Annotated in this window: 14 protein-coding genes and 1 riboswitch; of the genes, 8 read left to right on the forward strand and 6 right to left on the reverse strand. The window is 62.6% G+C overall.

Annotation, left to right across the window (positions count from 1 at the left end; genetic code table 11):
- The first annotated feature begins 24 nt into the window (after window positions 1-24).
- Window positions 25-645: an ATP-dependent Clp protease proteolytic subunit gene (locus tag FHT92_RS10785; protein ID WP_183824759.1), complete on the forward strand. Its 621-nt coding sequence runs from the start codon at window positions 25-27 to the stop codon at window positions 643-645.
- Window positions 646-683: 38 nt separating this feature from the next.
- Here FHT92_RS10785 and FHT92_RS10790 read toward each other — a convergent pair whose 3' ends face one another.
- Complete coding sequence (locus FHT92_RS10790; RefSeq protein WP_183824762.1) at window positions 684-959, reverse strand: hypothetical protein; 276 nt, start codon at window positions 957-959, stop codon at window positions 684-686.
- A gap of 173 nt (window positions 960-1,132) precedes the next feature.
- Complete coding sequence (locus FHT92_RS10795) at window positions 1,133-1,312, reverse strand: hypothetical protein (RefSeq protein WP_183741879.1); 180 nt, start codon at window positions 1,310-1,312, stop codon at window positions 1,133-1,135.
- Between the two features lie 238 nt (window positions 1,313-1,550).
- Between FHT92_RS10795 and FHT92_RS10800 the strand changes: the two genes are divergently transcribed.
- Window positions 1,551-2,468, forward strand: coding sequence for a LysR family transcriptional regulator (locus tag FHT92_RS10800; RefSeq protein ID WP_183740046.1), 918 nt, complete (start codon window positions 1,551-1,553; stop codon window positions 2,466-2,468).
- Here the strand turns inward: FHT92_RS10800 and FHT92_RS10805 are convergent.
- Window positions 2,456-3,514, reverse strand: coding sequence for an NAD(P)-dependent alcohol dehydrogenase (locus FHT92_RS10805; protein ID WP_183824765.1), 1,059 nt, complete (start codon window positions 3,512-3,514; stop codon window positions 2,456-2,458). The two genes, FHT92_RS10800 and FHT92_RS10805, sit on opposite strands and share 13 nt — an antisense overlap.
- A gap of 295 nt (window positions 3,515-3,809) precedes the next feature.
- Here FHT92_RS10805 and FHT92_RS10810 point away from each other — a divergent pair, with 295 nt between their 5' ends.
- From FHT92_RS10810 to FHT92_RS10825, 4 genes are all read left to right on the forward strand, one after another.
- Window positions 3,810-5,042 (forward strand): metallochaperone AztD, encoded by a 1,233-nt coding sequence (locus FHT92_RS10810; RefSeq protein WP_183824767.1) that lies wholly within the window; start codon window positions 3,810-3,812, stop codon window positions 5,040-5,042.
- A 56-nt stretch (window positions 5,043-5,098) separates the two neighbouring features.
- A riboswitch (cobalamin riboswitch) is annotated at window positions 5,099-5,349 on the forward strand.
- 173 nt (window positions 5,350-5,522) lie between these two features.
- Window positions 5,523-6,539 (forward strand): ABC transporter substrate-binding protein, encoded by a 1,017-nt coding sequence (locus FHT92_RS10815; RefSeq protein WP_183740056.1) that lies wholly within the window; start codon window positions 5,523-5,525, stop codon window positions 6,537-6,539.
- Complete coding sequence (locus FHT92_RS10820) at window positions 6,536-7,576, forward strand: iron ABC transporter permease (protein ID WP_183824770.1); 1,041 nt, start codon at window positions 6,536-6,538, stop codon at window positions 7,574-7,576. Before FHT92_RS10815 ends, FHT92_RS10820 begins: the two co-directional genes overlap by 4 nt.
- Window positions 7,573-8,337: an ABC transporter ATP-binding protein gene (locus FHT92_RS10825; RefSeq protein ID WP_183740062.1), complete on the forward strand. Its 765-nt coding sequence runs from the start codon at window positions 7,573-7,575 to the stop codon at window positions 8,335-8,337. Before FHT92_RS10820 ends, FHT92_RS10825 begins: the two co-directional genes overlap by 4 nt.
- 100 nt (window positions 8,338-8,437) lie before the next feature.
- Here the strand turns inward: FHT92_RS10825 and FHT92_RS10830 are convergent, their stop codons facing one another.
- Complete coding sequence (locus FHT92_RS10830) at window positions 8,438-8,653, reverse strand: hypothetical protein (RefSeq protein ID WP_183740065.1); 216 nt, start codon at window positions 8,651-8,653, stop codon at window positions 8,438-8,440.
- A gap of 114 nt (window positions 8,654-8,767) precedes the next feature.
- Window positions 8,768-9,472 (reverse strand): SDR family oxidoreductase, encoded by a 705-nt coding sequence (locus tag FHT92_RS10835; protein WP_183824773.1) that lies wholly within the window; start codon window positions 9,470-9,472, stop codon window positions 8,768-8,770.
- Between the two features lie 117 nt (window positions 9,473-9,589).
- Between FHT92_RS10835 and gcvA the strand changes: the two genes are divergently transcribed.
- Complete coding sequence (gcvA, locus tag FHT92_RS10840) at window positions 9,590-10,516, forward strand: transcriptional regulator GcvA (protein ID WP_183824776.1); 927 nt, start codon at window positions 9,590-9,592, stop codon at window positions 10,514-10,516.
- A gap of 90 nt (window positions 10,517-10,606) precedes the next feature.
- Window positions 10,607-11,725 (forward strand): metallophosphoesterase, encoded by a 1,119-nt coding sequence (locus tag FHT92_RS10845; RefSeq protein WP_183824779.1) that lies wholly within the window; start codon window positions 10,607-10,609, stop codon window positions 11,723-11,725.
- Here the strand turns inward: FHT92_RS10845 and FHT92_RS10850 are convergent.
- A complete protein-coding gene (locus FHT92_RS10850; RefSeq protein ID WP_183824782.1) occupies window positions 11,722-12,555 on the reverse strand; it encodes a helix-turn-helix transcriptional regulator in 834 nt (277 codons plus the stop codon). The two genes, FHT92_RS10845 and FHT92_RS10850, sit on opposite strands and share 4 nt — an antisense overlap.
- Between the last annotated feature and the right edge of the window lie 97 nt (window positions 12,556-12,652).

Below are 12,652 nucleotides of genomic sequence, written 5' to 3' on the forward strand. Positions count from 1 at the left end.
GTCCCAAACGATTGGAGTTCGCCGATGCGCGAAGCGATGCAACTCGTCCCTATGGTCGTCGAACAATCCTCGAGAGGGGAACGATCCTTCGACATCTATTCCCGTCTCCTGCGCGAGCGGATCATCTTTCTGAACGGCGAGATCAACGATACGGTCTCCGCCCTCGTCTGCGCTCAGCTTCTGTTCCTCGAAGCCGAAAATCCCAAGAAGCCGATCAATCTCTACATCAACTCGCCGGGCGGCGTCGTCACCAGCGGTTTTGCCATGTACGACACGATGCGCTTCATCCGTGCGCCGGTGCACACGCTCTGCATGGGAACGGCCCGCTCGATGGGCTCTTTCCTGCTGATGGCGGGCCAGCCGGGAGAGCGGTACGCCCTTCCGAATGCCAGCATCCTCATCCACCAGCCCCTCGGCGGCTTCCAGGGCCAGGCGTCCGACATGCTGATCCATGCCGAGGAAATCCGGAAGACGAAGCAGCTCATGACACGGCTCTATGCCGAACATTGCGGCCGTACCTATGACGAATTCGAGCAGGCCATGGATCGCGATCGCTTCATGACGGCGCAGGAAGCGGTCGAATGGGGCCTCATCGACCGCATCCTGCAGGATCGTGAAGAACTGGAGGAGGCGGAGGCGCAATAGTCGCCGGCAGCATCTGTCGTCTCCTCGGACGAAACGGTTCACATGCGATGCGAGAGCTCATCCTGATGCCGTTCGTAGGCGTGCTTTGCCGCAGCCAGCGCCTCATCGACATTGTGCGACCGCCCGGCCAGTGGCGCATCCCCCAGTGTGCCGTCGCCGATCAGCAGGCGCCACCCCCAGGGTTTTGCCGTCGACAGGCTCTCGCCGTCGCTGGCGACGGTTCCGATATATCGGCCTTCGACGGTCAGATGAAAAACATTCGGCTCGCCCGACGGCACAAGCGCGAAATTCGCGGCTTCCTGATGTCCTATCATGGCACTGCTCCAACTGATGATGATCAGCGATCCGAACCGCCTCGCCGCGCCATTATTCTCGAAAACACGTTACCGTGCGGCGACGAGCGCGCCGATTGTGATGACGGCAGCCACGAGTACGATAAGGCCGATATAGATCGAAAGATATTTGACCTGGTATTTCGTTGCCGGCGTCATGGCGCAGCCTCCAGGGGCGTCCCGTCCTCATCGGGGTCGGGTGCCGGCTCGTCACCGCCTTGCTTGTCGGGCATCGGCTCCTTGACGGGCGGAGCGGGTTTCCCCGGCGACGGAACGGGGGCCGACGGATGAGGTTCGGGCGCCAGTATCCTGATCGCTGTAACAGGACTTGTCATGGTCTCGTCCTCCGGCTCGCATGTAGGCTTGCATGATGAGCCCAACGAGGCCGGGCCTGCAATGTTCCCGAGGCGAAGCTTTTCCCACCTTCGGGAAACTTGGCATCGTCATCAGGTTCGGAAACCATTTCGAAAAGAGAAGGCCAGGCAGCACGCATCTTGCGGGTCTCCTCACCCCTGCCCTAGATATGTGAGCAGCAGCCAGCAGTCCTTATCCATTCCTGAAAGCAGATCAGAGATGAAACGCCACGATTTCGATGATCTCGCCGCCTTCGTCATCGTCGCCGAAGAGCGCAGCTTCACCAAAGCCGCTGCCCGACTTGGCATGTCCTCCTCAGGCCTCAGCCACATGATGCGGCAGCTGGAGGAACGGCTCGGCATGCGCCTCCTCGCCCGCACCACCCGCAGTGTCGCCACCACGGAGGCCGGCGAACGCCTGCTTCTCACCCTCCAGCCCGCCTTCGCCGAAATCAGCCGCGGCCTGCAGGAGCTCGGCCATTTCAGGGAGAAACCCTCCGGCACAGTGCGCATCACAGCAGGCAAACATGCCGCCGCCGCGCTCGTCATGCCAATCCTGCCGCAGTTCCACCGCACCTACCCGGATATCCGCGTGGAACTCATCGTCGGCGACCGTTTCGAGGATATCGTCGCGTCTCGCTTCGATGCCGGCATCCGCTTCGGCGAGCGCGTCGACAGGGACATGATCGGGCTCCGCATCGGGCCGGATATCCGCGCGGCCGTCGTCGGCTCGCCCGATTATTTCGCCCGCCATCCCGCACCGAAAACCCCGCGCGATCTCGCCGACCACGACTGTATCACCTACTATATGGCTTCGCTGGCGGGGCCTTATGCCTGGGAGTTCGAGGAGGATGGCCGCGATATCGAGGTGAAGGTGTCAGGCAGCTTCATGGTCAATGATTCCGACATGATGATCGAGGCCGCCCTTTCAGGCTCCGGCCTCGTCTATGTCTTCGAGGATTTCGCCGAGCAGCACATCGCAAGCGGCCGGCTGGTCCGCGTGCTGGAGGAATACTGCAAGCCCTTCTCCGGCTATTCCCTCTATTATCCGAGCCGGCGACAGATGCCGCCGGCCCTTTCGGTGTTCATCGAGGCACTGCGCGCCATCCCGAAAAGACCGGCCACTCAAGCCGCCTGAGCCGCCGGCATCATCGCCATGTCAATGACGAAACGGTAGCGCACGTCGCCGCGCTCCAGCCGCTCGAACGCCTTGGCAATATCGCCCATGGCGATCATCTCGCATTCCGGCAGAATGTTCTTGCGGCCGCAGAAATCCAGCATTTCCTGCGTCTGCCTGATGCCGCCGCTCGGCGTGCCGGCAATGCGCCGGCGGCCGCGGAGGATCAGCAGGTTATTGAACTTCGGCGTATCGACCAGCGAGCCCGCGATGACGAGCGTGCCGTCAGCATCGAGCAGGTTGAGATAGGGGCTGAGGTCGTGCTCGTAAGGCACCGTATCGATGATCACGTCAAAGGCGAATGCGGCAGCCTCGATCTCGGCGACATCGGTCGATAGCAGCACCTTGTCGGCGCCGAGCGCGTACGCCGTGCCGACCTTGCCTTCCGAGCGCGTCAGCACCGTCACATGCGCCCCGAGTGCGGAGGCGAATTTCACAGCCAGATGTCCAAGGCCGCCAAGTCCGATCACACCCACCCGGCTGCCGGGGCCGACATTCCAGGTGCGCAGCGGCGAATATGTGGTGATGCCGGCGCAGAGCAGTGGTCCGACGCGCGACAGATCGAGCCCGTCGGGCACCCGCAGCACGAATTCCTCACGCACGACGATATGATCGGAATAGCCGCCATAGGTGGTCTCGCCGGTTACCCGGTCCTGGCCGTTATAGGTAACAGTGGCGCGCTTGTAGCACATCTGCTCTTCATTACGCCGGCACTGGGCGCATTCCCTGCAGCTGTCGACGATCGTACCGACGGCAACGTTGTCACCCACCTTGAAGCGCGAAATATTGCTGCCGACGGCAGACACGCGCCCGACGATCTCATGACCCGGCACGAGGGGATAGTTGGAAAATCCCCAGTCGTTGCGGGCCATGTGGAGGTCCGTGTGGCAGACGCCGCAATAGAGGATATCGATCGCAACATCTTCGGGACGTAGTTCCCGGCGATCGAAGGAGAATGGTTGCAACGGCGTATTCGCGTCGGTTGCGGCAAATCCTGATGTTCTCAATGGCTTATCCCCTCGAAAGGCTGCTGAAAGCTGATGGCAGCGAAAGCTGCGCAAAGGGGGATATAGCGTCAGGGGATTATCCGAATTAGACGAGGCCGGCGGGATAGGCTTGTGAACTGGGCTCAGTAATCGCTTCTGAGTCCTGCATCGCTATCCCGTCGCCATGAGCAGCCAGCCAGACATCAAACAAGGCTGGCGCCCCAATTTCTCAAAAATCCGACAGCCGGGGCTGGACAAGGCAAATGTAACTTTATAACAACGACTATGTAATGTTATTACATTAAGGAGAGATTTCATGTATCGGGGCCTTTTCGCCATCTCTGCAGTCGCCACCGCGCTCACATCCGCCGTCCTGCCATCGTCGTCCCGCGCTGAAGAGGAACAGCAGGAGAGCTGGCGGCTTTTCGTGGCTGATCACAGCCTGCCGGTCGTGCGCGCCATCGATCTTGCGAGCGGCAGACAGATCGGCCGCTTCGATCTCAAGGGTTATGCCGCCCTGTCGCTGAGCGAGACGGGGCGCACGGTCTTTGCTGTCCAGGGCGAAGAGAATGTCGTTCACGCCATCGAGACCGGCATTGCCCTTTCCGATCATGGAGAGCATCGCGATATCGAGGTGACGCCGCCGAAGCTGGTCGATGCGACCATAAAGGGTGAGAAGCCGGGCCATGTGGTCACACATGGCGATGACGTGGCGATCTTCTATGATCGCACCGACCGCTTCGATCTCTTGAAGGAAGGCAGCCTGCTGCAGGCAAAGCCGGAGCCGAAACCTTTTAATACCATCGCCGCCCATCACGGCGTCGCGGTGCCGATGGGCAATCATCTGCTGGTCTCAGTGCCGAACATGCAGGCCCCGGTCAAGGAGGGCGAGTTGCCGCCGCGCCTTGGCCTGCGGGTGCTCGATCGTGGTGGCCGGCAGATCGGCGATGTCGCGCCCTGCACCGGCCTGCATGGCGAGGCGACCTCTGCCCGCCTCGTCGCCTTCGGTTGCGAGGAAGGCGTACTCATCGCCCGTCCCGGCGGCGCGGAAGGACCCAAACTCGAGATGCTCGCCTACGGCGCATCGCTGACGCAAGGCAAGGTTTCCACCTTGCTCGGCGGCCGCTCCATGCAGTTTTTCCTCGGCAATTACGGGGAGGATAAGGTGGTCCTGATCGATCCTGATAATACGGATGCACCTTATCGCATCATCGACCTTCCAACGCGGCGCGTCGATTTTATGCTCGATCCGGCAAAGTTCCAGAATGCCTATATCCTCACCGAAGATGGCAGGCTGCATCTGCTCGATACGGTAAAGGGCGAGATCGTCAAATCGGAAACCGTCACGGAACCCTACAGCAAGGACGGCCATTGGCGCGATCCGCGTCCTCGGCTGGCCGCGGCCGGCGATGATATCGCCATTACCGATCCTCGCCGCAGCCTGATCCGCCTTGTCAGTAGCAAAACGCTGAAGCAAACGCGCGCGATCCCCGTCGAGGGTCAGCCCTTCGGGCTTGTCGCCGCCGGCGGCTCGGGCGCGAGCCACTAAGCGGCCTCGGACCCGACACACTTCGCATTCCGGCGCTTGACGTCGCCCATCGCGGCGTCATAGACCGGGACGACGGTTCCCCGAAGAGAACTCCGAGGGGAATAATAGGGAACACGGTGAGGACGACCCAAGAGGGACCGAGACCGTGGCTGCCCCCGCAACTGTAAGCGGATTGTCGATCTCGGGGTCGATCGCGACAGCGATCATGCCCTCGGCCTACGGGCCGTGCCACTGCGATTTCGCGGGAAGGCAGATGACCGGCACATATTCGCGAGCCAGGAGACCTGCCGTCGACACGATCCAATCAAGCCGGGCGGGGATGCCCGGACAAGGAGCAGACATGATTGACGCCACCCCTCTCCACCTGCCGCCATCCATCCGTCTCGATTGGAAGATCCGCCGCTAGCTTCTCGCTCGCCGGCTTCGTTCGCGCATTCGCGCCGGCATCCGCCAGCCCTTTTCCTTTGATCGAGAGTTTCCATGCGACAGCTTCTGAAGAGCTTTTCCCTCGCGCTCGCGCTGGCCGGATTTGCTGCGCCCGCACTTGCCGCCACTCGGTATCCCCTCACCCTCGCCAATTGCGGCCGACAGGTCACCTTCGAAAAGGCGCCGGCCAGGATCGTCTCGATCGGCCAGGGCATGACCGAAGTGCTCTTCTCGCTCGGCCTTGCCGACAAGATCGCCGGCACCGCCGTCTGGGTCGGCCCGGTCCTTCCGCAATATGCCGATGTCAACAGCAGGATCAGACGGCTAGCCGATAACGATCCGAGCTTCGAATCCGTCGTCGGCGCAGAGCCCGATCTTGTGGCTGCCGAATTCGAATGGCATGTCGGCGCACAAGGCTCCGTCGGCAAGCCCGAGCAGTTCGCCGATCTCGGCATCAACACCTATATCGCGCCTGCCGATTGCGTCGCCAAGATCAACGCCGATGGCGGCGACGGCGTGCGCAAGGAGCTGTTCACCATGGACCTGATCTATCAGGAGATCGCCGAACTCTCCGAGATCTTCGACGTGAAGGACCGTGGAGACGCACTGATCGCCGACTTGAAGAAGCGCGAGGCCGCGGCCGTTGCCTCCGTTTCAGGCGCTGCGGCCAAGAACCTGCCGGTCGTCTTCTGGTTCTCCAGCAAGGAGGTCAAGGGCGATGCCTTCATCGCCGGCAAGAACAGCGCGCCGGCCTATATCCTGAAGACGCTCGGCGCCAAGAACGTCGTCAGCACGGAAGAGGAATGGCCCCTCGTCGGCTGGGAAACGATTGCGCAGGCCAATCCCGCCGTCATCGTCATCGCCACCATGGACCGCCGCCGCTATGCCGCCGACGACCCGAAGGTGAAGGTCGATTTCCTGGAAAACGATCCGGTCACGAAAGAGCTCGATGCCGTCAGGAACGGGCGCTTCGTCATGATGGACGCCCAGTCGATGAACCCGACGATCCGCACGATCGACGGCATCGAAGTGCTGGCAAAGGGCATCAAGTCCTTCGGTCTGACGCAGTGAGCCAGGCTGCCTCGCCACAGAGACGATGGTGGGCGCTGGCAACTCTCGCCATTGCCGCCTTCCTCCTGCTCGGTATCATGATCAGTCTCGCCGTTTCGATCGGCGAGATATCGATCCCGCTCGCCACCACGGCGAAGGCGGTTTCCAACCGCCTTTTCAGCACGGCATTCGAGCTCAGCCGCATTCATCAGGGCATCGTCTGGGATTACCGCCTCAGCCGCGCGCTGGTGGCGGCGAGCGCCGGTGCGTCGCTGGCGCTCTGCGGCACGGTGCTGCAGGCGCTGCTGCGCAATCCGCTTGCCGAACCCTATGTGCTCGGCATTTCGGCCGGCGCGTCGACGGGGGCCGTCTGCGTGATGATATTAGGCCTCGGTTATGGCATACTCGGCCTGTCGGGCGGCGCCTTCATCGGCGCGGTCGCCGCCTTCCTGCTGGTTGGCGTGCTGGCCGCCGGTGCCGGCGGCACCAGCGAGCGCATCATTCTCTGCGGCGTGGCGGGCTCGCAGCTTTTCAATGCGCTGACCTCCTATATCGTCACCACCTCGGCCAATGCCGAACAGGCCCGCGGCGTGCTCTTCTGGCTCTTGGGGTCGCTCAGCGGCGTGCGCTGGCCGGATGTCTATCTCTCCGTGCCGGTTGCCATGATCGGCTTCATCCTCTGCGTGGCGCATGTACGCGCCCTCGATGCCTTCGCCTTCGGCACGGACGCCGCAGCCGCGCTCGGCGTCCCCGTGCGCCGCGTGCAATTCACCCTGCTCGGCGTCACGGCGGCGATGACCGCCAGCGTGGTCAGCATGGTCGGCTCCATCGGCTTCGTCGGCCTCGTCATTCCCCATGCCGCCCGCTTCCTCGTCGGGCCGGCGCATGGCCGTCTGCTGCCGGCGACCGCGCTTGGCGGCGCGCTCTTCATGGTCGGCGCCGATATCATCTCGCGCATCATCATTCCGCAGCAGATCCTGCCGATCGGCGTCGTCACCGCGCTCTTCGGCGCACCGGCCTTCGCCATCATCCTCTATCGCGTGCGGAGAAGCGCATGAGCATCACCGTCGACAACGTCACCTATGCCGCCGGCAATACCGTCATCGTCAATGGCGTCAGCATATCCGTCGAGAAGGGCAAGGTGCTCGGCCTGCTCGGGCCGAACGGCTCCGGTAAATCCAGCCTGCTTCGCCTGATCTGCCGGCTGCGGCAGGTCAGATCCGGCATCATCCGCCTCGGCGACGACGATGTCTCCGGCCTTTCGCGCGCCGCCCTTGCCCGCCGCATCGCCTTCGTCGAGCAACAGTCGACGACGGATACGCAGATCACCGTGCGCGACGTCGTGCGCCTCGGCCGCACGCCGCATCGCGGCCTCCTCTCCTCCTGGGGCTCCGACGACGATGCCGCCGTTACGGAAGCACTTGCCCGCGTTGACATGGCCGAGCGGGCCGGCCAGCTCTGGCAGACGCTGTCGGGCGGCGAGCGCCAGCGCGTGCATATCGCTAGGGCGCTGGCCCAGAGCCCGAGCGAATTGCTGCTCGACGAGCCGACCAACCACCTCGATATCCAGCATCAGCTCGATATCCTGGCGCTGGTCGCCAAACTCGGCCTCACCTCGATCATCGCGCTCCACGATCTCAATCTGGCGGCGATGTTCTGCGATCACCTGGCCGTGCTGCAGAAGGGCGAGGTCGTGGCCGCAGGCACACCTGAGGAGGTGCTAACCGAAGATCTGATCGCCCGCGTCTTCGGCGTGCGCGCCCATATCGAAAGATCGGCCGTGCATGGCCGCACACATATCCAGTACCGGGTGAGTTGATCCGCGACAACGGGGTGATGCGCTAGCGCATATCGGTCGCCCGGTCGCCTTGTCCGTTCGTTGTGACAGCCGTCTTACAGCGATGCCCCTGCCATCACGCCTACCAGTTCCCAGGATCGGCGGTGTGATCGACAGCGGCGAATTCGTCCGCCTGTGCGCGATCCAGTGTCACAGTTCTCGTCCTCTTCGTCTCGTCCGCGACCAGATAGCGAAGCGGCGCCGCCTCCTTGGCGAGTTCCTGATACAGGAGAAGCGCGGCCTCCTCGGCGGTATCGGCCTCGATCTCTCGCGTGATGGACACAGTGAACTTCTGCATGGCTTCGGGCTTTCTCGATCGTCGCGGGCATGGACGCAATGTCCGCCGCCTGACAATAAGCGCAGAGCCGAATAGTTCAAGCTGCCCCCGCCCTCGACGATCAGCCGTCCGCCCTCAAACCGACCGCATCAACCCGCCATCCACCTTCAGGCTCTGGCCGGTAATATACCCCGCCCCGTCAGACACAAGAAACGCAATCGTCGCGGCCACTTCCGCACTCGTGCCATAGCGTTTCATCGGCACCGCCTCACGCCGTTCCTCCGTCGCCGGCAGGCTGTCGATCCAGCCGGGCAGCACATTGTTCATGCGGATGTTCTCGGCTGCGTAGGTATCGGCAAAGAGTTTGGTATAGGCGGCAAGGCCGGCGCGGAAGACCGCTGAGGTCGGAAACATCGTCGACGGCTCGAACACCCAGGCCGTCGAAATATTGACGATCGCACCCTTCTTCTGGGCCTGCATGATCGGCGTCACCAGCCGCACCGGGCGGATGACGTTCATCAGATAGACGTCCATGCCGGTGCGCCACTGCTCGTCGGTGATCTCGTTCAGCGGTGCGCGCGGCCCATGGCCGGCGCTGTTGACGAGAACGTCGATGCGCCCCCAGGCCGCCATCGCCGCATCGGTGAGCCGCTTCAGATCGTCGTTCGACTGGTTGGAACCGGTGACGCCGACGCCGCCGAGTTCCTTGGCGAGCGCCTCGCCCTTGCCGGAGGAGGACAGGATCGCGACCCTGTATCCATCGGCCGCAAGGCGTCTTGCGCTCTCGGCCCCCATGCCGCTGCCGCCTGCCGTGATAACAGCCACTTTTTCTACTGACATGCCGGTACCCTCCTGAAGCGATATCATTGATTGATCGATGTGTGAGTGCACGATACCATGTCCGTCACGCGAGCGCGAAACAGTTCTCCTCTTTTATGGCAGTAGAAAAACTACTTGATGAGCGATATCCCGGGAAAGCTACCCTCCCTCAATGGCCTCAAAGCTTTCGAAGTCGCGGCGCGCCACCTGAACTTCAGGCTCGCCGCCGAAGAACTCGGCGTCACGCAGGGCGCCGTCGCCCAGCAGGTTCGCGGCCTCGAAGCACAGCTCGGCATGGCCCTGTTCGAGCGGCTGCCGCGCACGCTGGCGCTGACATCGGAGGGCCGACGCTACATTGCCGATATCAGGCGCGCCTTCGAGATCATCGCGAGAGCAACCGACGAGCTGAAGCCGCAGGCGATCAAGCTCACCATCAGCACGACGCCAACCTTCGCATCGAAATGGCTGATCCCGCGCCTGGCGGACTTCACCGTTCTGCATCCCGATCTCGACCTGCATATTCTGGCGACCGAGCGCATCTCGAATTTCGTGGCCGATGGCGTCGATCTCGCCGTCCGCTATGGCCGCCCGCCCTTCGGGCCGGGGCTGAATGCCGAACTCCTGTTCGAACAGGAGGTCATCGCCGTCTGCAGTCCGCTGCTGCTTGCCGGCCGGACTGCACCGCGCACGGCCGAGGATCTCTCGGCTTATCCGCTGCTGCACGATGCCCACAATCTCTGGCCGGAATTCGTCGAGCGCCATCTCGCCGGCGGCAGCAGTCCGTCCTTCAAAGGCATCAGCTTTTCGCAAACCGCGCACGCCATCGAGGCGGCGATCGCCGGACAGGGCATCGTTCTCGCCAACGGCGGCTTCGTCACCGAGGATCTGGCCAAGGGCCGGCTGGTGCGTGTCTTCGAAGCCAGGCTGCGCGGCCCGTCGGACATCTACCTCGTCTGGCCGCGCTACCGGAAATCTCCTGCGCGGGAAACCGTGATCGGCTGGCTGTTCGCCGAAGCGCAGAAAAAGGCTGAGCCGTCGCCCATGGGCCTGGTGTCGCCTGGCTGAAAATAACCAGCCCTTGCGCAGGACGCCGGAGACACCAGATTCAATCTCTTCATTCCCGCCGATAAGCACCGATAATAACAGGCCTATTTAATGTTCCATTTCATTCTCGGCCTTCCCTGGCTGGTCGTCCTCCTCCGCTTCATCCTGCCCCTGCCGTGGATATGGCCTGCCAAGGCCCTGCTGGCCGGAGTCCTCCTCGTCGGCTCCCAGCAGGTCCTGCTGAACCGCATGTCGTCAGGGTCCATCTTCGCGCCCGAATATCCTCGCCCGCTGATTATCGTGCTGAATTTCCTCTTCGGCGCGACACTCCTTCTGGCTGTCTTCCAGATCGCGCTCGATGCCGTCTCGCTTGTCCTTGCCCTCATCGAGGGCCAATTTCCGGCCGTGCCTCCTGAAGTCCGCTATATCATCGGGCTTGCGGCTTTGGGCCTCGCCGCCTTCGGCGTTGCCGGAGCCGTGCGCATTCCGCCGGTGAAAAATGTCGAGATATCAATTCGCGACCTTCCCGAAGCCTTCGACGGCTACCGCCTGCTGCAATTGACCGACCTGCATCTCAGCCGCCTCTTCCCGGCGTCCTGGGCCGAAATCCTCGTCAGGAAGGCCAATGACTTGAAAACCGACCTGATCGTCGTGACCGGCGATTTCATCGACGGCCGTCTGGAAAAACGCCGTGCGGATGTGGCACCGCTCGCAAAGCTCGAGGCGAGCGACGGCGTCTTCGCGATCCCCGGCAATCACGAATATTATTTCGGCTACGACGATTGGATCGAGCACGACGCGAGTCTCGGCATGCGCATGCTGATGAACGAACACGCCGTCATCGAGCGCGGCGCCGATCGGATCGTCATTGCCGGCGTGACCGATCTTGCGGCCTTCGGCAGACCGATGCCCAATCCCGATCTTGCCGCGGCCTTGAAAGACGCCCCGGCCGAAGCTCCGGTCATTCTTCTCGACCATCAGCCGAGAATGGCAATCGAGACCGCCAAGAGAGGCATTGCGCTGCAGCTGTCAGGCCATACCCATGGTGGCATGGTCCTCGGTCTCGATCGTCTGGTCGCCCGTGCCAATAGCGGCTTCGTCTCCGGCCACTACCAGGTTGGTGATATGCAGCTCTATGTCAACAACGGCACCGCGCTGTGGCCGGGCTTCGCGCTCAGGCTCGGCCGGCCCTCAGAGCTAACGGTCTTCACGTTACGGCGAAAAGTCTAATCCCGCTCGGGTCTCGTATCCTTGACCATCAAGCGAATGCGCTCGGCCAGATCAGGATCGACGGGATTATAGACGACCATGTTGAGGTCCGGCCTGCCATCGATGGCAAAACCGGAATATTCAAGCTCGATATCGCCGAGCACGGGATGTTTCAGCCGCTTGGTTCCTTCGCCATGCGCGATCACCTCATTCTCCTCCCAAATCCGCTTGAACTCAGCGCTCGTGCGGCAAAGTTCCTCCACCAGATCTGATATCTCCGAAGTAGCGCCCGCCCGTGCCGCATCTGCCCGGAAGGCTCCGACGACAAAACGCGCCATGGCCTCCCAATCATGCTGAACGTTGCGGACAGCAGGGTTGGAGAACAGGAGACGCAGAACATTCCGATCTCCGGGCGCAAGCTTGCCGTAGTCGGTCATGACAACGGTGGCTGCGCGGTTCCAGGCCACGATATCCCAGGCCGCCGTGCGCACCAGCGCCGGGCTCACTTCGAGCGCATCGATGAGACGCTGCAGCCGAGGGCTGATGCCTTCGATGGCGCGGTAGCGCACCTCCGGCGGCCGGCCGAGACCGAGGATGAAGAGGTGCTCGCGCTCGGGCTCGGTCAGCATCAGGCCGCTCGCGATCCGGTTCAGCACATCAGCCGAAGGTGCGCCACCGCGACCCTGCTCCAGCCATGTGTACCAGGTCGGGCTGATATTGGCGCGCTGCGCCACCTCTTCGCGTCTCAGGCCCGGCGTGCGCCTGCGCCCGGAAAAACCGAAGACCGCCGGATCGAGGCGCGAGCGGCGGTCGCGAAGGAAGGTACCGAGGGCATTGCTGTCGGTGCTCATGCTGTCCCTGTTAGCCATTATAATAGGATAACGTCACTACTTTAACAGCATAAAACATAGCGCAATATTGGGCTTCATCGCAATAAGGAGACACAGC

The organism is Rhizobium sp. BK377 (assembly GCF_014193935.1).
Classification (GTDB): domain Bacteria; phylum Pseudomonadota; class Alphaproteobacteria; order Rhizobiales; family Rhizobiaceae; genus Rhizobium.

Bases quoted from the DNA above. Each gene is read 5' to 3' on its own strand.
- FHT92_RS10800 (WP_183740046.1), top strand. From the start codon at position 1,551: ATGAAACGCCACGATTTCGATGATCTCGCCGCCTTCGTCATCGTCGCC.
- FHT92_RS10785 (WP_183824759.1), top strand. From the start codon at position 25: ATGCGCGAAGCGATGCAACTCGTCCCTATGGTCGTCGAACAATCCTCG.
- FHT92_RS10815 (WP_183740056.1), top strand. From the start codon at position 5,523: ATGCGACAGCTTCTGAAGAGCTTTTCCCTCGCGCTCGCGCTGGCCGGA.
- FHT92_RS10830 (WP_183740065.1), bottom strand. From the start codon at position 8,653: ATGCAGAAGTTCACTGTGTCCATCACGCGAGAGATCGAGGCCGATACC.
- gcvA (WP_183824776.1), top strand. From the start codon at position 9,590: ATGAGCGATATCCCGGGAAAGCTACCCTCCCTCAATGGCCTCAAAGCT.
- FHT92_RS10850 (WP_183824782.1), bottom strand. From the start codon at position 12,555: ATGAGCACCGACAGCAATGCCCTCGGTACCTTCCTTCGCGACCGCCGC.
- FHT92_RS10795 (WP_183741879.1), bottom strand. From the start codon at position 1,312: ATGACAAGTCCTGTTACAGCGATCAGGATACTGGCGCCCGAACCTCAT.
- FHT92_RS10825 (WP_183740062.1), top strand. From the start codon at position 7,573: ATGAGCATCACCGTCGACAACGTCACCTATGCCGCCGGCAATACCGTC.
- FHT92_RS10810 (WP_183824767.1), top strand. From the start codon at position 3,810: ATGTATCGGGGCCTTTTCGCCATCTCTGCAGTCGCCACCGCGCTCACA.
- FHT92_RS10790 (WP_183824762.1), bottom strand. From the start codon at position 959: ATGATAGGACATCAGGAAGCCGCGAATTTCGCGCTTGTGCCGTCGGGC.
- FHT92_RS10835 (WP_183824773.1), bottom strand. From the start codon at position 9,472: ATGTCAGTAGAAAAAGTGGCTGTTATCACGGCAGGCGGCAGCGGCATG.
- FHT92_RS10845 (WP_183824779.1), top strand. From the start codon at position 10,607: ATGTTCCATTTCATTCTCGGCCTTCCCTGGCTGGTCGTCCTCCTCCGC.